The sequence below is a fragment of the Paenibacillus sp. J22P169 genome, from assembly GCF_059691995.1.
On the sequence record NZ_JCAUAO010000001.1, the window covers coordinates 1,759,007 to 1,783,011 of the forward strand.

At 44.2% G+C, this 24,005-nt stretch carries 20 protein-coding genes and 1 pseudogene; 1 reads left to right on the forward strand and 20 read right to left on the reverse strand.

Features of this window, described 5'->3' with window-relative positions; all coding sequences use genetic code 11:
- Window positions 1–27: 27 nt before the first annotated feature.
- The 17 genes and pseudogenes from AC58QG_RS08240 to AC58QG_RS08320 all read right to left on the reverse strand — a co-directional run bounded on the left by AC58QG_RS08240 (window position 28) and on the right by AC58QG_RS08320 (window position 19,919).
- Window positions 28–807, reverse strand: a complete 780-nt coding sequence (locus tag AC58QG_RS08240; RefSeq protein ID WP_497361598.1) for a prepilin peptidase — start codon at window positions 805–807, stop codon at window positions 28–30.
- 1,246 nt (window positions 808–2,053) lie between these two features.
- Window positions 2,054–2,404 (reverse strand): annotated as a pseudogene (locus tag AC58QG_RS08245) (response regulator); the annotation flags it as partial.
- 45 nt (window positions 2,405–2,449) lie between these two features.
- On the reverse strand, window positions 2,450–4,336 hold the full coding sequence (locus AC58QG_RS08250) for a hypothetical protein (RefSeq protein WP_497361599.1): 1,887 nt from the start codon (window positions 4,334–4,336) through the stop codon (window positions 2,450–2,452).
- 26 nt (window positions 4,337–4,362) lie between these two features.
- Window positions 4,363–4,902 (reverse strand): prepilin-type N-terminal cleavage/methylation domain-containing protein, encoded by a 540-nt coding sequence (locus AC58QG_RS08255; RefSeq protein ID WP_497361600.1) that lies wholly within the window; start codon window positions 4,900–4,902, stop codon window positions 4,363–4,365.
- A 6-nt stretch (window positions 4,903–4,908) separates the two neighbouring features.
- Window positions 4,909–5,439: a type IV pilus modification PilV family protein gene (locus AC58QG_RS08260; protein WP_497361601.1), complete on the reverse strand. Its 531-nt coding sequence runs from the start codon at window positions 5,437–5,439 to the stop codon at window positions 4,909–4,911.
- Between the two features lie 37 nt (window positions 5,440–5,476).
- Entirely contained in the window at window positions 5,477–7,882 is a 2,406-nt protein-coding gene (locus AC58QG_RS08265; protein ID WP_497361602.1) for a vWA domain-containing protein, read from the reverse strand.
- Between the two features lie 15 nt (window positions 7,883–7,897).
- Window positions 7,898–9,100, reverse strand: coding sequence for an S-layer homology domain-containing protein (locus AC58QG_RS08270; protein ID WP_497361603.1), 1,203 nt, complete (start codon window positions 9,098–9,100; stop codon window positions 7,898–7,900).
- Window positions 9,101–10,171: a type IV pilus twitching motility protein PilT gene (locus AC58QG_RS08275; RefSeq protein ID WP_497361604.1), complete on the reverse strand. Its 1,071-nt coding sequence runs from the start codon at window positions 10,169–10,171 to the stop codon at window positions 9,101–9,103.
- 31 nt (window positions 10,172–10,202) lie between these two features.
- The gene (locus AC58QG_RS08280) at window positions 10,203–10,916 is read right to left on the reverse strand and encodes a hypothetical protein (protein WP_497361605.1); all 714 of its coding nucleotides are present in this window, start codon (window positions 10,914–10,916) and stop codon (window positions 10,203–10,205) included.
- Between the two features lie 14 nt (window positions 10,917–10,930).
- Window positions 10,931–11,542 carry a PilN domain-containing protein gene (locus AC58QG_RS08285; RefSeq protein WP_497361606.1) on the reverse strand — a complete coding sequence of 204 codons (612 nt, stop codon included), beginning with the start codon at window positions 11,540–11,542 and terminating at the stop codon, window positions 10,931–10,933.
- Between the two features lie 5 nt (window positions 11,543–11,547).
- On the reverse strand, window positions 11,548–12,546 hold the full coding sequence (gene pilM / locus AC58QG_RS08290) for a type IV pilus biogenesis protein PilM (protein ID WP_497361607.1): 999 nt from the start codon (window positions 12,544–12,546) through the stop codon (window positions 11,548–11,550).
- Between the two features lie 75 nt (window positions 12,547–12,621).
- Window positions 12,622–13,260, reverse strand: a complete 639-nt coding sequence (locus AC58QG_RS08295) for a prepilin-type N-terminal cleavage/methylation domain-containing protein (protein ID WP_497361608.1) — start codon at window positions 13,258–13,260, stop codon at window positions 12,622–12,624.
- A 35-nt stretch (window positions 13,261–13,295) separates the two neighbouring features.
- Complete coding sequence (locus tag AC58QG_RS08300; protein ID WP_497361609.1) at window positions 13,296–14,507, reverse strand: type II secretion system F family protein; 1,212 nt, start codon at window positions 14,505–14,507, stop codon at window positions 13,296–13,298.
- Between the two features lie 42 nt (window positions 14,508–14,549).
- Window positions 14,550–16,280 carry a GspE/PulE family protein gene (locus AC58QG_RS08305; RefSeq protein WP_497361610.1) on the reverse strand — a complete coding sequence of 577 codons (1,731 nt, stop codon included), beginning with the start codon at window positions 16,278–16,280 and terminating at the stop codon, window positions 14,550–14,552.
- Window positions 16,281–16,342: 62 nt separating this feature from the next.
- Window positions 16,343–17,350, reverse strand: a complete 1,008-nt coding sequence (locus AC58QG_RS08310; protein WP_497361611.1) for a VanW family protein — start codon at window positions 17,348–17,350, stop codon at window positions 16,343–16,345.
- Between the two features lie 710 nt (window positions 17,351–18,060).
- Window positions 18,061–18,906 (reverse strand): helix-turn-helix transcriptional regulator, encoded by an 846-nt coding sequence (locus AC58QG_RS08315; RefSeq protein ID WP_497361612.1) that lies wholly within the window; start codon window positions 18,904–18,906, stop codon window positions 18,061–18,063.
- 539 nt (window positions 18,907–19,445) lie between these two features.
- The gene (locus AC58QG_RS08320; protein ID WP_497361613.1) at window positions 19,446–19,919 is read right to left on the reverse strand and encodes an SgcJ/EcaC family oxidoreductase; all 474 of its coding nucleotides are present in this window, start codon (window positions 19,917–19,919) and stop codon (window positions 19,446–19,448) included.
- A gap of 239 nt (window positions 19,920–20,158) precedes the next feature.
- Here AC58QG_RS08320 and AC58QG_RS08325 point away from each other — a divergent pair, with 239 nt between their 5' ends.
- On the forward strand, window positions 20,159–20,650 hold the full coding sequence (locus tag AC58QG_RS08325; protein WP_497361614.1) for a cysteine dioxygenase: 492 nt from the start codon (window positions 20,159–20,161) through the stop codon (window positions 20,648–20,650).
- Between the two features lie 71 nt (window positions 20,651–20,721).
- On the opposite strand, the gene AC58QG_RS08330 is transcribed toward AC58QG_RS08325, so the two are convergent.
- The 3 genes from AC58QG_RS08330 to AC58QG_RS08340 all read right to left on the reverse strand — a co-directional run bounded on the left by AC58QG_RS08330 (window position 20,722) and on the right by AC58QG_RS08340 (window position 23,880).
- Window positions 20,722–22,104 carry a glycine--tRNA ligase gene (locus AC58QG_RS08330; RefSeq protein ID WP_497361615.1) on the reverse strand — a complete coding sequence of 461 codons (1,383 nt, stop codon included), beginning with the start codon at window positions 22,102–22,104 and terminating at the stop codon, window positions 20,722–20,724.
- A 346-nt stretch (window positions 22,105–22,450) separates the two neighbouring features.
- Window positions 22,451–23,248, reverse strand: coding sequence for a carbon-nitrogen family hydrolase (locus tag AC58QG_RS08335; protein ID WP_497361616.1), 798 nt, complete (start codon window positions 23,246–23,248; stop codon window positions 22,451–22,453).
- Window positions 23,249–23,349: 101 nt separating this feature from the next.
- Complete coding sequence (locus AC58QG_RS08340; RefSeq protein ID WP_497361617.1) at window positions 23,350–23,880, reverse strand: DUF1572 family protein; 531 nt, start codon at window positions 23,878–23,880, stop codon at window positions 23,350–23,352.
- Between the last annotated feature and the right edge of the window lie 125 nt (window positions 23,881–24,005).

Here is a 24,005-nt window from a genome sequence, read left to right on the forward strand (position 1 = left end):
TCGACCTCTCTTTTACGAAATGTAGTTTTACTGCCAAAGGATGAGGTCCATGTACCACGTCATCAATGGGTCTCCGAAGCAAAAACAGATGAAACCAGCGACAGCGATGAAAGGACCATAGGGGATGGGTGAACGCCGATCCAGTTTGCCTGAGGCGATTAGAGCCACACCGATAACGCTGCCGAGCAGCGCCGACAGAAAAATGCATAACAGCACAAGCTTGATTCCCATGACGAGTCCTACTAAAGCCATCAATCGAATATCCCCAAAACCCATTGCTGGCTTCCCCATCCAAGTTGCGGCAAGTGAAACAAGGAGCAGTGCGCCCCCTCCAATCACGAATCCCAATGCATAATGCCATATCGGCAGGGGGTGCACGAACAATCGCAAACCCGTGAATAGAAGCATGGCTGGATAAATGATTTTATTGGGCAGCAGCATGTAGGCCAAATCACTCACAGTAAGGATGAGAAGCACAGATACAAGCGGGTATGCAATCCAAAGTTCTTCAGTGCTGACCAATGATGGAAGCGAGGCAAATAAGACACCTCCTGCCAACTCTCCAACGATATACACAGGGGATATGGATGATCCGCATGTGTGACATTTCCCTCTTCGGATGAACCATCCCAAGATCGGAATCAAATCGATCGCGTTAAGCTGACGTCCACAACTTCCACAGCTAGATCGTGGTACAACGACGGATACACCTTTCGGTACCCGAAGCCCCACGACATTAAAGAATGAACCGAACAAAGCACCCACTATGACCAATAGAATTGTGTAACTCCATGCTTCCCACCCCATCGACTAATCCCCCTCTAGATGTCTAACCTTCATAAATCTCGTTTTAGAAATCTGCTTTCTTTGCATATTCGCGATTGCTCACGGGTGCTGTCCCCAATTGAACCTGTAACCAGGCAGCTAATTGATTAAAGCTCTCTATGGTAACCGTAATGGATTGCTTTTGCCCACTTGCCGTTGTCATATCAATCTCAATTTTATTCTCCGCTTCTGTACAAACAACCAAGTATTGCGACATTTCGCCGTTCAAATCCTCGCTCCAATTACACATAACACTGCTTGTGAAATTTTTCATTGGTCCATTCCCCCTGAATAAATTAATGATCTTTCCGCCATTCACAGCTTTGAAGCCAATTTTATTCACGTCAGCCACTTCTTGAGACTTAGAAGGTTGGCTTACGGGAACTTCCTCTTTGAATACTGGAACTTCTACGACTTGGTCTCTCACTTCAATGACGGAGTCTAAGGATTCCATCTCCATCGTTAATTCATTGAGGTCATCTATGCTAAGCTCAATGGACCTTGATTCTGGGTCTTCAACAATCTCTTCATCACCTTGCTCTGCGACTACGATACTCTCCGTTGATGAAGGTTCTTCGTGTACCATTACGGTTGCTTCTTCCTCTTGCTCCAGCTTCCATTCTTGCTCCAAATCACCTTGCATCGCGGCCGCAAGCTTTTCCATCTCTAGGAGACGATCCTCCTCTTCAGATAGCTGTGATTTTGCCATGATCTCATCCATTTGTATGGGATCAGTTGAGTCCATCACAACTTTAGACTCCTCGACTTCAGCAAAAGCGAGCAGAACTTCCAGCGCATTGACGACCTGAGCCGGCTTTGCGGTAACCTTCCTTTCCTCCATCGCCTGATGCTTGATTTGAGGTTCTGGTTGTTCTGGTTCTGGCTCTGGCTCAACACTGCTTTGTTGGAGCTCTACGACTTCAGGAATATGCTCTTCCTCGTGAACTAACTTACTTACGAATTCCTGATTGGATTCAGAGCTTGCAGCAACTTCATACAAAATCTCCTCATCTTGTTTCGTAACTAGTAACTCCTCCGGCTCAGAATACGCTTGATCTACAGCCTTCAAACTCTCTGCTTGCACGGTTGTACCTTCGGCTAAGTTAGCCTGCAATGCCAACTCTTCTTTCTCTACAATCGCCTCTACAACTTCGATTTCTGCGACAACGACTTCCGTGCGCTGCATATCTTGCGGGATTAAATGACCTATGACACGGGGAACACCATATTTTCGAACAATTTCATTCACGCGATTAGGTTTAAAAGGTTTCATGACATACCCATTTGCCCCTGCCTTCAGGGCATCTGAGATGAGATCCTGCTGACTCATAGCCGAACAAATGAGAACGACTGCTGATGGATTGAGTTTACGAATTTCCTTCATCGCTTCAATTCCATCCATCTCGGGCATTGTAATGTCCATGAGAACAATATCAGGCTGAAGTTCCTCATACTTCTGTACAGCCTGTCTACCATTCTCTGCTTCCCCGACCACCTCATGACCGTATTGCTTCAAAATATCAGTCAACATTTTCCGCATAAATTTCGTATCGTCAACGACTAGGATTTGGAATGACATTGAAGGTACCTCCTTCCAGAATGGTTAATCTGTAGTTACTTGATGTTATTTAACATTTTTAACGAACACGTTGAAATGGTCTGTCGTTGGGATACCTTCTGGCGGATTATCATAAAGATCGTCATCATAAAAAATCTGCAGCCGGGACTCTTTCTTCTCATCGAATTGTAGCTCAGGGACATTTGTCCAGTTAGGCGTCCCCTTATATGACTTTATTGAGCTTCCACCAGCAACCAAGTCGCCTCTAACTGCATTGAGCTCAACTCCACGAACGCCTCCGTGTATACCGCCTGTCAAATTCAGCTTTGACATGACGCCATATAAGCGAATGCCATTCTTCGTATAAAAGAATGCGCGTACTTTATCCTCAACACTGTTACTTCCTGCTTTGGAGTTATTACCTAGCACGATTTCACCTGAAGCAACGAGAACTAACGGATTCGTTTCGCTCTCTCCTGCTACTACTTTGTTAATGGACGTCAGTTCGTTCAACTCCACATTGCCATCTACATATACAGTACCGTGAAGCGTGATTTCTCCAATGATTCTCAAATCACCTTTGATGTACATACTACCTCGCGGAAAATTAAAGCCGCTATTCATCGTGACATTGCCATCCACAGCAACAAATTCACCTGATTTTAACGAAATCTTTCCTCTTAGATCGGCAGCAACTAAGTTAGGATCCAAGGACCTCACATAGAGGGAGCCATTCGCTAATGTAAGCTCCGAATCGTTATTCTCCATGGTGAAAACCCCATTGTTGACGAACAAATCCACCTTCGTCTCTGGCGTTGCACCGATCTTTCCTTCCACCTTACCTTGTACGGAAAGCCATTGATCATTTTTTAAAATACTTTCTGCAAAATCTCCAAACAGTGGCGTCGTTTCTAGCAAGTCCGTAGGATCCGGTGCTTTATACCCTCCTAATGCGGCTAACTTAGCTTCCAAATCAATTTGCGTTTTGTTCACTACATACCCTTCCACATCAACTTCCACATCAGCATCCAGCGTTGGATCTTCTAACGGAAACTTTTGTGGAGCGAAATAGGAAGGGAGAACAATGTCACTTGTTACTGACGGCGGGAACTCATTCACACCATCCGAATGAACAAAATTATACTTCCCAGGCGGGTTCGTATCGCCATCTCCATTCACTCGAATGAATCCTCGAATGGCAGGCAGGCCCGTCTGTATGCCGAATTTACTTCGGACTGTGCCACTTGTTGTCCCTGAAAACAGCGCTTCATCCCTTATCTGTAAATGGTTGGCAACATAGATGTCACCGACGATAGAAGGAGTGCCATTCAGAATCAAATCCCCTCCTGAAGAGACGGGATAACGAAATACGGGATTGATCGTACTCACATAAACCGTCATCTCTTTGGTCACGATTTTCTCAGGTTTGCCTTCTATGATTCCTCGCGACCGTATCCAAAACTTACGTACATACGGAAAATCAGGATTGGTCAGAGGTTTGATAGTCGATCCTTCTGGGTTACTGGTTGTCTCCGCCGAGAGAATATCGACCTGATACTTCCCTTTTTTGGCAGTAATAACTTCACCATTACCGTCCTTCTGATTCTTACCCACGCCCACATCTTTATCAATAAATGGAAGTATCAGTGACAATTGATTCTGTACATTCCGCACACTACTTCGGTAGTTAGTTCCCCCTATGGTTTCCCCATTGGCAACCGCTCTGCGAATTTGTGCGAGTGTATCATCCAACCCTTTCTGCGCTATCGCTTCAGCTTGAATACCGGACTCTGTAGTCGCCGCTTGTATCGCTCCACCTCGCAGTACGCTCATCAGAATGAGGCCCATCATGGTCATTAATACAACAGCTAGTAAGGCGATGACAAGTGCCGAGCCCTCCTCATTATGCATCCTCGGTTGGAGGCCAATGTTGTCTTCGTTCACGGAGTTCAAAATATTCCTCCTCCAATCCGTTACTTTTAATCATTGCGGAAAAGTGGGATTTGCGAATCAATAACTAGCTTTGGGCTATCAGCCGACTTATACTGAACCGCATTACTTCTGGCATATTCGAGCGTTACTTGAACGCGGTCATGATACTGACTCGCTTCACTTATGCTACCCTCACTGATTGTAAATTTACTTCCCAGTTGGAACTCTTTGACAACTACATTGGTTCCTGCTGGTCTAACTTCAATTTTCCCTCCGCCTATAGGATCCGCCTTTACTTCCATTTCAAAGAGATCAATATAAACCTTTGGATCATTGTTTTTCTTTGCATAACGAATGATCTTCTTATCCGTCCCTTCGTCCTGAACGTAAATCGCTTCTTTCAGTTCCGAAATAATCTGACTGTATAACCCGTCTCCTTGATTTCGCATTTGGGTTTCCATCGTGACTCGTTTATACATCGATACGCCCATTAGCATAAAAGAGTACAGGATGGAGGCTACCATGCCGAAGATCAGCAAGGCAGCCAAAAGCTCAATCAAGGTCATCCCTTTCTCATTGCGCTGCATGTGGTGCTACCACCTTTTGATAAGATACGTATCGAGTGTCGTTGATAATTTTGCTGACGGCTCTTCAAGAGACTCATCTCCCGACCAATACACAGTCACGAACATTTGAGCCAAATAGTCGTCCGAATCATTGCGAAACGGATCGGCAGCCTCCCAGCGAGAATAGCTCTTATCTAACTCAACCAAATAGCGATACGTCGTGCCATTAATCTCAGTCGAGTTCAATTTGTCTTTCATCAGCTCAGATCCATTACTTGATAAGTCACCTGAAAATTTAGGATTGTTCGTCAGCTGGGAAACAATGGTATTATCATAACCTGATTTGAAGAAATCTCGCAGCTCAGCTGCTTTCAATCGAGCTAAGTTGGCACCAATAATTTTGCGGCTCTCTTGAGCCGATTTATCAACAGCTGAAGTGAAATAGCCCATCAGCGTGACGCTGATAATCGACATAATCGTCACAGCAATTAAGATTTCCACGAGTGACATACCGTCTTCGTTAGGTTGGGCTTGCTTCAAACGTTCATTGCGGCGCACCGTAAGTCCTCCTCACTACTTCACCGATTTCGCCAGTCTAGTTGTTGTTTTGTTCAGTATCGAATTGAACCACCAATGGTTGTTGAATGATTTCGACATTGGAACTGTCAACAAGTTTTAGGAAGACATAATATGTTCCGGAAGTCGTGCTCGTTTTGGTTGTAACCGTCAAGCGCTTCGATGCCAATGGCTTCCATTCACTTTTCTCCGGTGTTGCCGGTGTTGCCGAGGTCTCCTTGATCTTGATCGCGTAATACATGGCTTTCAATGTGAACCCGTGTTCTACGTGACTACCAAAAGTACGATCAGTAACAGGATACTTCTCATCCACCACAGCCACACTTACCGGTTTATCTGAAATATCACCAGCATTATAATTCATGCCCTTGAGCGTAGCCGTTGGACCTGGATTAACCACGAAATATTCAGGCGTTTGCGCAGTTGAAGTGGTGCCGCCTATGGATGTTGCTTCAAAATGAATTTGATGCCAGCCCTGGCGTTGCTCGATCGTACCCATGCCTGTTACATCGCTTAATCTAAACGCATAGGTGTTGCCATTCTTAGTCATCTTAGGTGAACTTGATGAAATAGAAAGTGACTTATTATCGAACCAGACCTTCACACCAGTCACAGGACTTAGATCATCGGTTGCCGTAATATAAATGATGCCGTCGGCCTCAGTGTCGGTTGGATTTTTGATATCTTTGCTCCAGCTAATCATGGGCCCTGTGCTGTCTAAGGAGACATTCCCAGTCGCTACCGCCCCTGAAATTGGAATCGCTGCACTTCCGCTGATCGCATTGGTGAAGGCGCGTGTTTTGAAATTCACGCTATTGCCATCAGGAATAACGACACCGCTCGCATTTTGAGATTGCCAATTTCCGTTATCAACGGAAATTTCATAACCCGCAATATAGGCCCCTTGGAAATCATCATTGGCATATATAGTTGAACTCGGAAGATGTGATTTAGCACCCGATACAGAACGAAGTTTACCTGGTCCGGCATGCCAGCCATTTTCAGTAATCAGTTTCCCTGCCCCGTCTATGAGTTCATACGATACTGGCGCTGTTGGCTTCAAATCAATTTCCTCGGTCGTTCCATCCTTGTAACTAATTCGAACCATCGAATGATCTGGATCTATGAAGTGAATATCCGTAATTGCTGAATTCTTATTCTTAATCGTCCATTGTTTCTGTTTATCACTAGCACGCAAACGTTGTAACTCTCCCGCACTATTCCCGATATACACATTGCCATATTTATCAACTACACGAACACTTACGGACAGCTGTGTATCGAAATTGATGTTGAACTGTCGGTTCGCGTTACAAGCATCTTTGTACGTTACTTTGGCATCTTGCAGTGGATAGTCTCCGGCCGCCGTGTCAGGAATCAATTTAATAGCTAGATCAATCTTGTCTTGGTTCGGGCTAAAAGGAAAATTAATATCACCTATGTTGACCACAACTTCGTGTGTTGCAGCTTCATACTTTACATTTGAATCATTCTCATCAGGTGCCAAGATGAAGCCAGCTGGAATCGGTTGTCGTAGCTGTACATTTTTGAGCTGAGCCGGCGCTTCGATTGTATTAGCAATGTTATCAAATATCTCGGAAAGTTGGCTTGCAGAACTTGCTTCATAAGCGTTTCCACCTGTCTTGGTAGCAATATAATTCAATAGGTCCAAATCGATCTCTTCAGAACCAGGCGTAGCCAAAGCTATCGTAAATACTTTTATCCCAAGACCTGCTAAGACATCAGCATCTGCTTTTGCAGCGTTTTTGGCACCTGAATCACTCGTTATCAGCCTATTGCCGTTGTTTTCATCGGTCCATACCGTTGCTTTACCATCTGTTAGCAAAATAATTTGTTTTACAGGCTTCGTTCCTGTCGGAGTTAGCATCGTCTTCGCTTTGGCGAGTCCATCATCAATATTCGTGCTGCCTCCAGAACTTAATTTGTTAATTTCGGTCTGCACTTTTGCATAATCCGTTGATAAATCAAGTACTTTTGACGCATCGGAGCTAAATTTAATGAGTCCAAGGCGGTCCCCCATGTTCACCGCTTTAAATTTATCCGTTAACGTTGTCGATGCAGTTTTCAAAATATTAAGACGAATAGGCGTCCTGCTATCATCTTTGTCCATATGGTAGGCCATACTGCCAGAAACGTCGGCGACGAAGGCAATATCTACTGCAGCGCGCGTTTGAGTTACGGTATGTGTACCACTCGGGTCTAGCGTGTAATTAATTGTGACTACTTGATTGCGCTCTACGTTCGTAACAGGAACATTTCCTACACCGCTTATCGCTAAGCAACCGTTGTCAACCTCTGTCCCATAAACGGTATTCGATCCTACTATGGAAGGGAGCATGCTCGTGAGCAGCATCCCTGCCAACATGATTGCACTTTTCTTTTTTACTTTTTGATACCAATGCATGGATTGAACTCCTTTCTACACCAAATGTATGATTCTCGAGATAACCTTGAATGCTTCAGCACGAGTTAGTGATCCTCGCGGTCTAAACGATCCATCTTCATAACCGCCAACGATTCCAGCTTGTATAACATGTTGTAGAGATTCTTTATTAAGATCTGTTAAGTTACCGATATCCGTGAAGTCACCAGTGCCCGCTCCACCTTTTACCGCATACTTCTGTAAAATACGATCAACAAGCCCGACCATTTCAATCCGTGTAATCGGTAAATCCGGTGAAAAATTCAGATCCACAGGTCTTAGATCAAGTAAACCCATTGTTTGTGCAGAAGCTACCATCCCGGTTGACCAATGCTTCGCCATATCCTCGTACCCCACAACAGGTGTTTGAACAGGTTCAATTCCCAGTGCTTTAACAACAAGCGTTACAAACTCCGCCTTCGAAAGCGTTCGATTCGGACGAATCGTATGATCTTCATAGCCATCAATAATCGATTTCTGCATGAGATCAAGAATATCTTCCTTCGCCCAATGGGTTTCAGCGTCAGTAGGAACTGAGTTTACTTTCGTTTGTTTCCATGTTCGCAGCGTGGGTACAGCCTCAGGAATATCAACCGATTTCTTAACTGAACCGAGTGTCGGTGCGACCGCGCGATTAGGATCTTGAAAAGCTATACCATACACGTTTATTAAACCATCTGAACTGACCTTCGCACTTCCATTCTGAGCTACTTCCGCGTCCGTAGGGATGTTAGCCCATGGAACCTTGCCTACATAAGCTTTGACACGATAGAACTCTTGGGAGGCGCTTTCAAAGTACGAACGTATCGACTCTTCGACGTCAGTGGCATGAAAATCAAGTTTACCTGACGAATCGATACCGATTTCATCCCAGAATACGAGCAAATCATTGTAGTCGCGGGCGATTGCCCCTGTCCATATTTTCACATTTACTCCTGATGCATTTACGTTAGTAACGACAGCAAAAGGTTCCTTAGAAACAATCATCCCTACCTGCCAACCTGTAGGAGGTGCCAGCTTCATAGTTTCGTATTTCTGATTCCGCGCTTCATAATCAAGTCCCTGTACTTCTGCGAATGGGTTACTTACTTGGATTGTTGCTGCCGTGTTAACGGATGCTTCGCTTGCAAGAACCGCAGACGGTGACATGATAGATAAGACAAGCAGTGCAGTAACGAGTGCATGTTTATTTTTTTTCATTTAATCTTCTCCTATGCTCATTTCATATTCTTTGATCGCATCTCGATGAATGATGCCTTCGTCGACTAGCTGCTTCAGACTGGAAACCATCGTTTGCATACCGATTTGTCGATTCGTTTGAATGACAGATTTAATTTGATAAATCTTTTCTTGCCGAATTAAGTTGGCTACCGCAGGGGTATTAATTAATATTTCCAGCGCCATCGCTCTTCCTCGTCCGTCCATTCGCGGAACGAGACGTTGGGATAAGACACTAATCAGTACGGATGCGAGCTGTACGCGAATTTGTCTTTGTTGCTCTGTTGGAAAAACATCGATAATCCGATCGACGGTTTGAGGTGCATCTGGGGTATGTAGTGTCGCGAGGACAAGGTGACCAGTTTCTGCAGCTGTAATAGCAGTCTTAATGGTTTCTAAGTCCCGCATCTCACCGACAAGAATGACGTCTGGATCTTGACGAAGTGCAGCACGCAAACCATTGGAGAACGTTAACGTATCGATACCAATCTCACGCTGTGCGACTAGACAATTCTTACTTGGGTGAATGTACTCAATCGGATCTTCTAGGGTAATGATATGTTTCTTTTGCGTTTCATTGATAAAATCGATGATGGAAGCAAGTGTCGTTGACTTCCCGCTTCCTGTAGGACCTGTTACTAGCACTAAGCCTTGATGCTTATGTGCAAATTGCTGAACCAAATCCGGCAAATTTAAGCTAAAAAGGGAAGGCACTGTCGTCGATAAAACACGAAACACCATGTTGATACATCGTTTTTGCTTGAACACATTGCCCCGATAACGCGAAAGACCCGGAAGCTCGAACGAAAAATCAACTTCCCCCTTTTTGGATAAGGTTTCATATTGCTCTTTTGTCAAAATTTCTTTCGCCATTCGATGTGTATCTTCAGGCGAAAGCACAGAGTCAACCACCTTCATCAACTTCCCATGTAGCCGCATAAGTGGTTCTGTGCTTGCATTGATGTGCAAGTCAGAAGCCTTCGATTCGTAAGAAACACGCAGCAGATCTTTTAGTGATAAGATGTCAGACGTAGTTGGTGATATCATACTCATCGTATTTCCCCCTATATGGTCATGGTTTTCATTAATAGACTGGATTGGACTTTCCAGCAGGTTTACTATAAGGAACTGGAAGAGGTTCTTTGAAAAACTTCTGTAAACCAGGTGCATAATACGAAACTAAGGAAACATTAACCGTAATTTCACGTTTCAATGCATTCAACTTAACAGGCGCTCCACCTTTCACTGCAAAAGTCAACTTGTCTACTTGCATCAAGCGATTGGTCGTTTGCAATTCTTCCAGAAACTGGTGAATTTGCTGATAGTCTCCTTTAGCCGTTGTGTTGAGCTTAATTGGTATGGCTAATGATAACGATTGTGTAACAGCCGGTGTGACGGTTGTGCTGCCTTTCACGGGCGCTGGACTGCTCTGAGGCGAGCTTGCAGCAACATTAGTCGGTGGGTCTGCCACCTTGCCAATTTCGAAATTATAGCTGGCTAATGACATTTTCGTGATAACCTCCAACATACGAACATCACGAATGAGTCCTTCGACATCAGGCACTTCAGGAACACGGCTGCGCGTTTTCGATAGACTTACTTGCTCGGCAGCACCTACTGCGCTCCCCCCAGATGCCCGTTTATTCAAGGCGTCCAACTCTTGTTTTTTCTGGATCAAAAGATGCGCTTTGGTCGCCTTTTCACTTTGAAGAGGTTGTAGGAAGTTGATATACACCATCACGAGTGCCAACGCTAGGATGAAGCCCACGATGATTTGATTTCTAGTGCTACTCAGCATGCTCATTCGTTAGATCAACCTTTCTTGTTGGCATCAGCCTTGTACTGTAGCTCGAATGATGCTTGAATGACAGGCAGTGGTGGGATCGTAACCGCCGGTGAATTTTTATCCTCTGGCGCTGAAGCCACTTTATTCATCCCGCTTGTAGAAATTAATGTAAACGAGCTTGAAGTTTTCGTCGCCTGCATGAACGTGATGACATCTTCACTAGAAGCAAAATTCCCCGTCACCTTAAGTTTGTTGCTATCTCCAAATGAGAGAGCCGTTAGATTTGAGTTAAGCGGCATTAATGCTGATAGCTTATCTAATACATCAGTCACTAAAGGCTTACTCGCGATGAGTTGCTTCGGTATCGCAATGTAATCGGCAACAGCTCCAGCAGATGGGGAATTGGCAAGCTTCGATTGACCTTCCTTAATTTGAAGATTGACTTGTTCTAATGCCGTATTCGTCTTCTTAATGTCTGACTTCGCGCTCGTGTACATCCATCCCATACCGCCAACAACCAGTACGACAGCAGTCAAGAAGACATATCGGAGAAGTGGACTTGTACCTGCTTGTTCTTCGTGCCGCATTTGCAGCAAGTTAATTTCGATGGACTGTAGCTTCTGTACGCCTGCACTCATCGTCCTTAAGCCCCTTTCATCGCCAGTCCAACTGGAACCGCGTAAGCTTGACATGTTGTATCTTCATCTTTGAGAATGGCTGGCAATGGAAACGAGGTAATCTCACCTGTGAAAGCACTTTCTAGATGCTCAGGGAGTGCTGTAATCCATTCATGATCGCCTACGAGATATACAAGCTCGACATGCTTTTGATCCGTGGAAACGGTATATTGGAAATAATTCAAGACGCGACCAAGCTCCATAGATAGATTACGCGCATAAGCCGCAAGCTGATCCGTACCTGTATCTAGGAAGAAACTTGTATTAATTTGAATGGAGCGGAAAAATACAGGTATGCCGTCCACGAATATGCTGACATCCGCATGATCTGGCTCGACATGCAACAGCATGAATCGATCCTTCATCGCGGTGCCGGTTAACCGTGTATGACGTACCAACATACGGTGTAAAGCTAGCGGCGCCAAATCTACGGACACAGGTACTAACCCTGACTGCTTCACAACGTGCGCATAGCTCTCAACCACTTCTCCTGGTGTTGCAAAAATAAGCACTTCCTCTTGTGCAGAGGCTTTGGATGACTTCGTAGCACCCTCCACAGAAGCAGCCGCTTCATCTTTTGGTGCGCCTAAGCGAACAAAATCAAAAACAGGATTTTTGAACGGCAATTGTTGTCCGCCATGCAATTCGACGTCGATCATATTACGTAATGCTTTATCTTTTAAGGCCGAAAAGACTGATTTACGCAGTACCACATTAGATAGCGGTACTGTCACATTGATATGAGCACCTTGTAACCCTATTTGCTTCACTAAGGTTGAGATGCGCGCAATGACCGAGTCTTCGTCCACGAATTTTCCGTGTTTAATACTGCCTCTATCCAGCGCAATGGAATGACGCTGTGTCAGGGTAACCTGTCCATTCACGTTCATAATTTCAACCAACTTCGCTTCTGTATCCGAAATTTGCATGCCGTATGTGTACTTGCTCGTTTTCTTTGCGAACATTGCGGAAACTCCTCTCGGTTATGCATGACTATAAATGGGCGCGCCGCCTGAGGCGGCGCGCTTGTGGTTGGGGTATTAAGGTAATTCTAGTGGTTCAGTGTCAATTTTCTCTTCTGCCAGAGCGTCCATATAAGGCACAGCCGCTGTTTGTGTACCTACTAAAGTTACTTTATAACTAAATACGCCATCCTTATTTGTAATTTCTACTGAAGAGCCATCAATTCCACCTGTACTTGGAGCAGTGAAAGTACCAGCGTCATAAGTTTCTCCTTTATTGGATGGATCTTGTGGGACGGACTGTAAATAACCTAAAGATTTCATCTTCTCCATGTTAATAACCGTTGGTGCAGTTGTGCTAACATTGACACCTTCACCAGAAATGTAGAGTCTTGCAGCGTCTACTAGCATATGAGCATTAGAACGATGAGCGCTTTGTTTAGATTTTTCAATAATTGTGGAGATTGAAGGAATTGCGATTGCAGCAATAATAGCAATAATAACGATTACAGCTAGCAACTCGATTAGCGTCAAACCTTTTTCATTTTTCATTGCATCTCTGAAAGACATTTTAGGAGCTTTAAATCCTTCAATTTGTTTGTTTTCCATTACCAATGCGTTCATTTCATTCCCACCTCTAGGTTTATTTTGGTTATGTACGTGCTCTTGCCAATCTGGTGTTACATTATGTTGTACTGCTAGTAAAGCCGCCGACATGTTTGTCTATCACCTCCCTTCAAGCTAATTTGAATTTAGCCTAAGAAATTGTCGTACATTTTGAACATCGGACTCATGATGGCTGCTACAATCACACCGACTATGCTGGATATAAACAGCAGCATCAGAGGTTCAATTACCGCCTTCAATCGATCTACACTTTGATCTACATCGGCTTCAAAAAAATCTGCGATTTTCGCAAGCATGTTATCGACTTGCCCGGTTTCCTCTCCAATCATCAGCATTTGAACGACCATTTTTGGGAAAATGCCGCTTTTCTGAATAGGCTCGGAAAGCATCTTACCTTGCTGCAAGCTATCTTTCGCTTCTACCAGCACCTTGGCAATGACGCGATTGCCAACCACCTTTGCAGTAACGTCCAGTGCCTGAAGGACAGGCACCGCACTGACAAATAGTGAGGACATCGTACGTGTCATTCGTGCTACTGCTGCCTTCTTGAGAATAATACCAAATACTGGGATTTTAAATTTAATCGTATCGACCCAATACTTCCCCTCTTCACTCGATGTAAAGCTACGGTATAAGACAATCAATCCAATAAGTCCAGCCAAAAACATCCACCAATAATTCACAATGGCATCACTGGAACTCATTACAAATCGCGTTATCAAAGGCAATTCGGAGCCCTGATCCAGAAACATGGATGCGAAGGTTGGGACGATTTTCAGCAGAAGGAAAATGACGACGACGATAGCGATCACCAGAACAACGATTGGATACGTCATTGCTGATTTGACCTTTTGAATCGTTTTATGCTCCTTCTCATAGTGTTCTGCCATTCGTTCCAAAACTTCGTCTAAATTACCGCCTGTTTCACCCGAAGCCATCATATTGACGAACATGTCAGGAAATACCTTCGGATGCTCACCCATACCTTTAGATAAAGGGTGCCCATTACGTATTTGCTCTGAAATGTCGCCTAAAGCGGTTTTCAAATATTTGGAGGTTGTTTGATCTTCCAGAATCGAAACCGCTTGATCGATTTGAATACCAGCTCGGATCAAAGTAGCAAATTGTCGACAGAAGATTACGAAGTCCTCGAGCTTGACCGCGCGTCCTATGTGGATCTCCAGATCCATCGCCGTCTTCCGCTGCTCTTGGATGCTGCGAATGGTAATCCCGCGTCCTCGCAATTCCGTAATCGCCAGCTGCTTGTTCTGGGCTTTCACCATCCCTTTCAGCTTCTTGCCGCTTTCATTGACGGCTTCATACGTAAAGTTCGCCAAGTTATTTGTTCACCTCATTCCTAGCCTATTTCAGATCAGCTGCTATTCGTCTGCCACGGCTTTTAACACTTCTTCAATCGTGGTATGACCTTGGCGAATCTTAAGCAACCCATCATAGAGCATATTTTTAAAACCATGCTTAACCAGGTGTTGCTCTAACTCACTAACCGGGCGATTCTGTACAATCAGGCTGCGAAGCGGTTCATCGACAACGAGCAATTCATGTACGGCTATTCGACCTCTATAGCCAGTTTTATTGCAGGTTCCGCAGCCCTTTCCCCTTGTAACCATCACTGGCTTATCTGTTGCCCTTGGGGAAGTCAGAGGAACTACAACACCTGTCCCCGTACCTGCCAACTGCTGCTCATTGCCATGTAAGAGACCATGCGTTTCCAGCAGCTTCATTTCATCCTCACGAGCCGGTACCTGTGCGGCACATTCCTTACATACGCGTCGTACTAAACGCTGGGCAACGATACAGGATAATGAAGAAGCGATGAGGTAGGAATCAATGCCCATATCCACAAGACGGCTGATCGTACTTACCGCACTGTTCGTATGGATCGTGCTTAATACCAAGTGACCAGTGAGTGAAGCACGCACCGCAATTTCTGCTGTTTCCGCATCCCGGACCTCCCCGACCATAACAATGTTCGGATCTTGTCGAAGGATGGATCGCAAACCAGAAGCAAAGGTTAGACCAATCTGCGAGTTTACTTGCACTTGCGTAACACCATTCATGCGATACTCGACTGGATCTTCAACTGTAATGATTTTGACATCATCACTATTTAATTGTCCGAGGGCTGAATATAAGGTCGACGTTTTCCCGCTTCCTGTAGGTCCCGAGATCAACATAATCCCATTCGGCTTCTGGATCATTTTGTCGAATTTCACCAAATTCGCTTCACTAAGTCCCAAATCGGCAATTTTCTTAACTCCTGCAGATTGATCTAAGATCCGCAGAACGATACTTTCCCCATGAACCGTTGGCAATGTCGAAACCCGGATATCTATCCTGCGGTTATCCACTTGCATCTGAATACGACCATCCTGAGGTAGTCTTCTTTCGGCAATGTTCAACTTCGCAATGATCTTCAATCTCGCCGTCAACACACCTTGCATATGCTTCGGCAGCGCTTTCTCCGTTCGAAGAACACCATCAATCCGGTACTTCACGATCAGCTGTTTCTCTTGTGGATCAACATGAATATCGGACGCCCTCTGCTGCACAGCGGATTGAATGATTTGATTGACCAGTTTGACAATCGGAGAGCCTTGATCATTCGCTTCTGTTTCTTCATCTTTGATCTCAATTTTATCTAAGTCGACCATCAGCTCATCGACAGATTCTTTCATACCATAATTTTTGGTGATCGCTTGCTCGACTTCGGAACGAATGGCTATGACAGGCTGCACACTCATGTTCGTCGCCATTCGAATTTCTTCAATGGCACCATAGTTTAACGGATCAACCATCGCCACTTTAATTTTGCCATTCTTACGTTCAATTGGAATGACACAGTGCTTACGAGCAAGCGTTTCTGGAATTAGCTGCACAGTTTGCATATCCAACTGCGTCTCAAACATGTTGACGACTGGAAACCCTAACTGAAACTCCAGCACTTCAACCAGCTGTCTTTCTGTGATCAACCCTTTATCAATGAGAATCTCACCGATTTTCTTCCGAGTGTGCACTTGCTGCTTCAACCCTTGTTCGAGCTGATCCTCTGTGATGAGTCCGTTCATGACAAATAGTTCACCTATGCGCATTGGGGGGTCCTCCCTTCTGTTGATAGAGTACGTGACGGATCTGTGCAACCTAACTTAGTGATTTACGGTGATTTTATTTCTTCGGCCGTTGGCGCCTTTGCAATGACAATGGGATGTGGTGAATAAAAATCTTTATATATCAGCTCGTTCTTGCCATCACTCTTCTCATCCGTGAACACCTTGACCAGAAGTCCTGATAGACCTTCACTGCGTTTAGCATCACCTTGACCTGCCAGCGTAAAATCGGTCACAAAAATGCTTTCCGGTGCGAATACTTCTTTAGTAACCGAAATTTTAGGAGCTTTCCAATCCGCTTTCGGCTTCCCATTAATCGTCACGACAGGCGTTTCACCGTTGTAAATCACGCCTACTGTAATCGGAACACCTAACGAATTATAGAAAGTTAAATCTTTCTGTTCACCCTGAAAATCAACATCAAATCCAGCAGCTGTATATGTCGGATTGTCCTGATGCGCATAACGTTCACCGACTTGCATTCCGGCACGCAGTGCAGCTTCATACAATAAAGAGGCTACATGCGATAACTCATCTGCTTTCTTCTCAGGTACCTTGCCTTTGCTTGCCTCGGTCAACCAGGCTTGAAAGGAAAATAGCTTCCCTGGCTCAAGTTTGATCAATCCAGCCTGCTCTAGCCATGCTTTCACATTCGCATTCACAGCCACAATACTTTGCGCTTGCGATATCACCTGTAAACCTGTCGTAGAAGGCTTATCCGTTGATGATGCTGATGATGTTGCTGGAGTTGCCGCTGCAGCTAGTGTACCTGCAGGTGTAGCTGTCGGCGACGCTGAGGACGTTGAATTTACCGATGCCGTCGGTTTAACCGATGGCTTCGCGCTTTCTTTTTCCGCCCCAGCAGCTAATGCAATGCCTTTTGTTGAAGCGTTGTCCGTGGTCTTCCAGAACATTAAGCTTTCTAATTTGTGCTCTGAATTCCACTCGATGAATCCTGCCGCCGATAATCCATATACACTTCCAGAACCGACGACGCCTAGAAGAAGAATCCATTTAATAGGCTGCAGGATCAAGGCCTTTCTTCTTTGTCTCATAGCCTACCGTCCCTCAAAGCTCGACATTTTCCCTCCCGTTTCGGTGGGATGCCTCAAATATAGACGGTAATTTCTTTAGAGCAAATCATACATATTTATTAATTCAAATGACCTAATGCATGAACTATAATTCTTAAGCCACGCTAGGCGTTATTGGGCCATTTTATAGGGATTTCATGCTAGTTAACGGTATCGACAGGATACTGAAGTCGGGATTTCACACCAGAAGTCCTTCTTAGGAAGCGGTTTCATATAGTTCTTTCGAAACGCCTCTTGGCGTTGTAATTTACGATACTTATATATAACACTTGCATATGTATCTAATTGATCGTGCTTTTTCAGCAATTTCCTTGAAAAATGGGTCTTCCACGTATGTCCCGCAACAAGTATTTCACGCTTCAACGATTTTAATTGTCGCCATTTCTAAGCTATTAGGGACTATATAGACTGACTCCTCATTGAAAACTCAAGTTAACACGGGCTACTTCCCGTCTTTTCACGCCGATTTCTCAGCTGCATACAAGAACTCAGATCGAAGAGCATACAAAAAAAGCCCCTATCCCACTTACATCGTGTGAGATAGAAGCTTTTTTCTACAAATTGAACCATTTCTCAGCTTAATACGTCAAAATTAATATATAGCTTATGTAAGTAACAACGTTCTCATAAATCCTTATGTAGTGCATATGTATACCTACTTACAAAAAAGATTAAATTGCGCCAAGCACACTTAGAATTAAAGATGCTTTGGAATTAACTTTCAGCTTGCGATTGATCTTCGTAACATAGACGCGCACAGTATTTTCGCTAATTCCCAAGACCTTGCCAATTTGCTTGTAATCGTAATCCAGCAGCCAATACGTCGCGACTTCCTTCTCACGAAGCGTCAGTTTGAAGGCCTTCAATCGTTCTTCCAGCATTTCCTCAACGAACCAAGTTTTACTCTGCAGCTCCGTCTTTCTTAACTCATATTCAAGCAGAAGAGCAATGGATTTGATGCATGGATACATGAAAGGTGCCGATATGTACTGAAAGGCTGTCAAAACTAAGTACCCTATGATTTGATTATCTGCTGTTTGTATCGGAACACACATCGTCACCCAGTTGTGCATCGTATCCAGATAATGATCCTCACCACTAATCCAAACCGGACGCTGAAGGTCAATAGCTGCCGACACCGCATTAGTCCCCGCACTAGACAGTGATAACGAAGAGCCAATGCCGATATTGTTTAAATTCGCGGCTTGCAGGATGGATCGTTCGTCCCCATTAATTGTTAATATGACCCCATGATTATCCGTTACCATCAATAAATTTGGAAAGTAGAAGGTGTTCGTCTTCAGATGTGCTTGCCGAAGGATGACGTCCATGAGTACTTGGTTTTTAGCTAATAGCCGTTCCATCATCTTGCCTTGCACGCGAAACCTCACGCGCGTCGAATCTCTCTGAACGCCATTAAGAAATGATTTCTCGTGTAGCTTAGCTATCTCCGCTTGTGAGATGCCGACTCTCTCTGTGAATTCATGCATTTGCGTCTCTTCAGCTAATCCTTTCATCAATTCCACTGCCTTTCCCCTATGTAACCTAGTAATGAAATAGCATCCATGCTGTGAGTAGAATTGAATTAATTGTCGTATATCGCCGTTTCTGTTTTCACTACCTTTACAAAATTATGTATTTTTCGCGCATGTGTCACTAACTATAAGGCTCAAAACGAATGCTTGAAATAGTGCAAAGGTAGTAATTCTAAGAAGATAGTATACTTGCACTACATAAAGACAGCGTTTGCAAATTTAACTCCATGAATAAGGATTTCAGGCATGTGCCATTCGTAGGATATATACGAAAAAAGTGTCCCCTTTTTAGCATCTAGGGCAACACTCTAAGAAAATCGTCTCATCTAAGTACACAACGAATATAATTATGACAGTTATACTAACATGAAAATTTACAAATACTTTCAGACTAATGATTTATTAGTAATTAAAGCCATTCAATCTGACGAAAACACGACATGGTATGGTCCATTTAGTAACAGGGACACTGCAGTGGAAGTTACGATGTGTGGTCGATTGGTGATTGCTGTACCTTTAAATCAACCTTCTTTAGATGTAACTTTCGATTTGGAATGGTTCATGAACCATTTTTGAATAAAATTAGGTTGTTGGATACGGCAATTATGAAAGGCTGCAATTTTCCATTCGCCTTTTTCCTTCACCACAACGTTCGTATTGATGGAATCTCGATTTTTAGGCGCCTTCTTCTGCCAACGCAGCTTAATCGCCCCTACGGCATGTGCAATAGCCATTTCTGGTGTCACGAATCGAATTTGTAGAGAACCACCTTCAACCATGCTTGATCCACGCAAAATACCATCAAACAGCTCTTGATGAATATCTCCTATCGCTTGTCGCCCCTTCAAATGCTGCCCATTAAACGTCACATAGTCTGCATCTTCTGTAAAGCATGCCCCAAATGCCTGGCCATCATGGTCATTCCATGCTTTGCTTAATGCTGTGAATATGGTAAGGATTTCTTTCTGGTCTTGCTCATTCACCAGTTGCATCATCTTATTTCATCCTCTCACTCTCCGTCGATTTCCTTATCTCCTATTGTGTCAGAATCGATATACGCAAGCCATACCGCTAGAGTAGGAATAAATCCCCGTCTCCGGACTGATTTCCACGCTAATTTCTTACATTTAACCCTAACCTTTTGAAACGCCGAGGCATATTATATAAAAAAAACTTATCCGTCCCCCAATTAATATTGATAAAGAGATAAGAATGCCTAGGAGGCGAGATGCCAATGACGCTCATCAGAGCAATTGAACAGACATTCTGTAAGTTGCATGCACCAACACTGGAACAATTGAAAGAGGCACTTCAATCGATAGAGAGACACCTAAGCTTCGTTCCAGATTTCAAAACCGAGCCTAATCAACTACCTTATGGTAGAAATGTGGTGTTTAGCTCACCCGAACTGGAAGTCATAGTCATTCACATTCCCGCTTCCCGCTCAACAGCCATCCATAACCATGGCTTGTCCATTGGCGCGGCTTATCTTGTCTCAGGTTCCTTAGTTAATTCATCCTTTGCTTTAGACACGGAAGGGTACCCGATTGCTCAGAAGGATGATTTCATACAAGCTGGCGAGTATTTCGTAGCACCAGCCGAGCAAATCCACCAGTTAAGCAATCCATTTCATGAACCGGCCATTTCCCTTCATGTGTATACGCCGCCGTTACGTGAAGTTCAACGATACTTACCCTATAGCGAAGTCTTAGATTATGTCATCTAACGAAAAACCCCTTGCAAGCTTACGTCATATGACGTGCTTACAAGGGGTTTTCTATGCCTATCTAATCCCAATTAGAATTGTAGGGAGTTCTCGATAAATGCTTTCAATTCGGAAATCGGCATGCGCGTTTGTTCCATGGTATCACGATCACGAACCGTTACTTGACCATCAGTCTCGGATTCGAAATCGTATGTGATACAGAATGGCGTGCCAATCTCATCGTGACGACGGTATCTTTTACCAATCGAACCTGTGTCATCATAGTCCACCATGAAATGCTTCGCCAGATCTGCGAAAACAGCCTGCGCTCCTTCACTTAGTTTCTTGGAAAGTGGGAAAATCGCTGCTTTCATTGGTGCCAATGCGGGGTGGAAGTGAAGAACCGTACGGCTGTCGTCACCATCAAGCTTTTGTTCTTCGAACGCATCAATCAGAAGCGCCAACGTTACACGGTCTGCACCAAGGGAAGGCTCGATACAATAAGGCACATAACGCTCATTCGTTTCTTGATCGATATAGTTGAAATCTTCACCGGAATGCGCCATGTGCTGCTTCAAATCGTAGTCCGTACGATCCGCGATACCCCAAAGCTCGCCCCAGCCAAACGGGAATTTGTATTCGATATCCGTTGTTGCATTACTGTAGTGGGACAACTCGTCGTCATTGTGATCACGAAGACGCAGATTATCAGCTTTCGCACCAAGGGAAAGCAACCAGTTATGGCAGAAGCTTCTCCAGTACTCGAACCATTTCAAATCTTCACCTGGCTTACAGAAGAATTCAAGCTCCATTTGTTCGAATTCACGGGTACGGAACGTAAAGTTACCTGGCGTGATTTCATTACGGAAGCTTTTACCGATTTGACCGATACCAAATGGCAGCTTTTTACGCATTGTACGCTGCGCGTTTTTGAAGTTTACGAAGATCCCTTGCGCTGTTTCTGGACGTAGATAAACAACGTTTGAGCTTGCTTCTGTTACACCTTGGAACGTTTTGAACATCAAGTTGAACTGACGGATATCTGTGAAGTCTTTGCTTCCGCAATCTGGACATACGATGTTATGCTCCACGATCAGCTTCATCATGTCATCAAATGTCATCCCATCGACGATGATTTCGATATCTTTCTCAGCCAGCTTGTTTTCGATCAATTTATCCGCACGATGACGTGCTTTACAGCTTTTGCAATCGATCATTGGATCGTTGAAGTTTCCTACGTGACCAGATGCCACCCATGCTTGCGGATTCATCAAGATTGCTGCGTCTAACCCTACGTTATACGGGGATTCTTGAATGAATTTTTTCCACCATGCACGTTTAATGTTGTTCTTCAATTCAACACCTAGTGGACCATAATCCCACGTATTTGCCAAACCGCCATAAATTTCTGAACCAGGAAAAACAAATCCTCTGTGCTTCGCTAATGCGACAACTTGCTCCATTGTTACACTCATTGTTCAATCGCTCCTTAAGCTTCTAGTTAGTGGGCCATCACCCAATGATGACCTTCCGGATCTGAGCAGACATCAAAAAAGCTCAACATCCAAAGGCATCAAATAATGCCTAGGGACGAGAGCTTCAGCACCCGCGGTTCCACCCTAGTTGATACACCTCGAAGAGCATGCATCCCCTTTATCGTATTGGCTCCGGATAGCCTTTTCCTTGAGCTTCATGCTGGGCTTACACCATTCCCCAACTCGCTGAATATGAAGTAGTTCAAGTACTATTCATCCTTCACAGCCACAATTGATCATTCAATTGGTTTTAGTTTACAAAATATCGCTGCAAAAATCAACTTCCCTAATATAAATGGGGCCTGCGATCTTCAAAAACGGGTATTTTGCCCCGTACTCGCACAACTTCTTCTAAATCAATCGTCGCTCGGAGAATCGCTTCACTCTCGTCACCTTCAACGAGCACCTCACCCCATGGGTCGATGACCATCGAGTGTCCGAAGAAATGCGTAGTACCGCTCGTCCCTACACGATTGCAGGAAACCACGTACATTTGATTCTCAATCGCACGAGCCATGAGAAGGGTACGCCAATGGTGCAGCCTTGGATGCGGCCATTCCGCTGGAACGAATAGAATTCGCGCGCCGTCTAATGCCAGTTTGCGAGAAAGCTCAGGAAAACGAATATCATAACAAATCATCGCCCCAGCAGGTACACCCTCAAGCTCAAATAATCCAAGTTGCTCCCCGCTGTGCAAAAATTTCTCTTCATCCATGAGTCGGAACAGATGAATTTTGGAATATTCCGCGATCTCGTTGCCTTCACGATCCCACGCATAGATGGTATTGAGCACACGATTTTCTTTTTTATCCGCAATCGATCCACCAATAATATTCACGTGATGTGTACGAGCAAAACTGCTCAAGAACGCTTTCGTTCTCTCACCATTGCTATCTGCCAGCTCATGAATTTCAGTTAAAGCATAGCCTGTGTTCCACATTTCGGGAAAAATAAGGACATCGGGCTTCTGTGATGCTTCAACCGCTTCCAAAAGAAGCTTCTCTAAATGAGCAAAGTTCGCATCTGGATTCCCAATTGTAATATCCATTTGAATGAGAGCAACATTAAGTAATTGTGAAGACATGTTGAAAAACTCCTTCCAGTCCAAAAAAATGCTGTATGTGTACATACTAGTCGAAAAGTGAGCTTAACTCAACATACACTTGGCATCCAAATCGGACTCACCTACACCGTTGGTTTAAAAAGCTTAGACTGACCTCTAGCGATGCTTAGCGTTTGCCAATCCTGAGAAGCCCAATGCTTACACAACAGAACAATTTGCCCAACATGATAACCATAGTGCGAAACTTGGCGCTGAATAGCCTGTAATACGGTATGACTTTCTCCTCGAATACGCACCTGTGCAAGCACATCCTCTGGTGTCAGCGAGCGTAGCGTTGCAAACAGCACTTGCCAACCTTCTTCCCATAAGGCAAGCAATGCATCTCGGGAAAGACTATCCCCTTCAAACTCGCCATCGCGATCACGGTTCTCTTTTTCCCCATCTGTGGTTAAGAAATCGGTCCAACGGGACAACATATTCCCATGCATGTGTTTGATAAGTACCTCTAACGAATTCGACTCTTCATCTAAAGTCTGATAAAAGAATGACTCATCCGTTTGGGCAAAAGCTTTATCCCCTAACTTCTTCATACTTTGAAAAGCACGTATCGATTCCTGTAGAAAAACATCTGCGATTTGGGCATGATCTGTCATCTGCATTCATCTCCTTCGTATCTCGTTGCCTCCATCATATGACAATGGCAAAATGAAGTACAATCGATTATCTTCATCGACTATGAAAAAAAGATTAATCATGTTACATTTAGGGTATAGTTTAA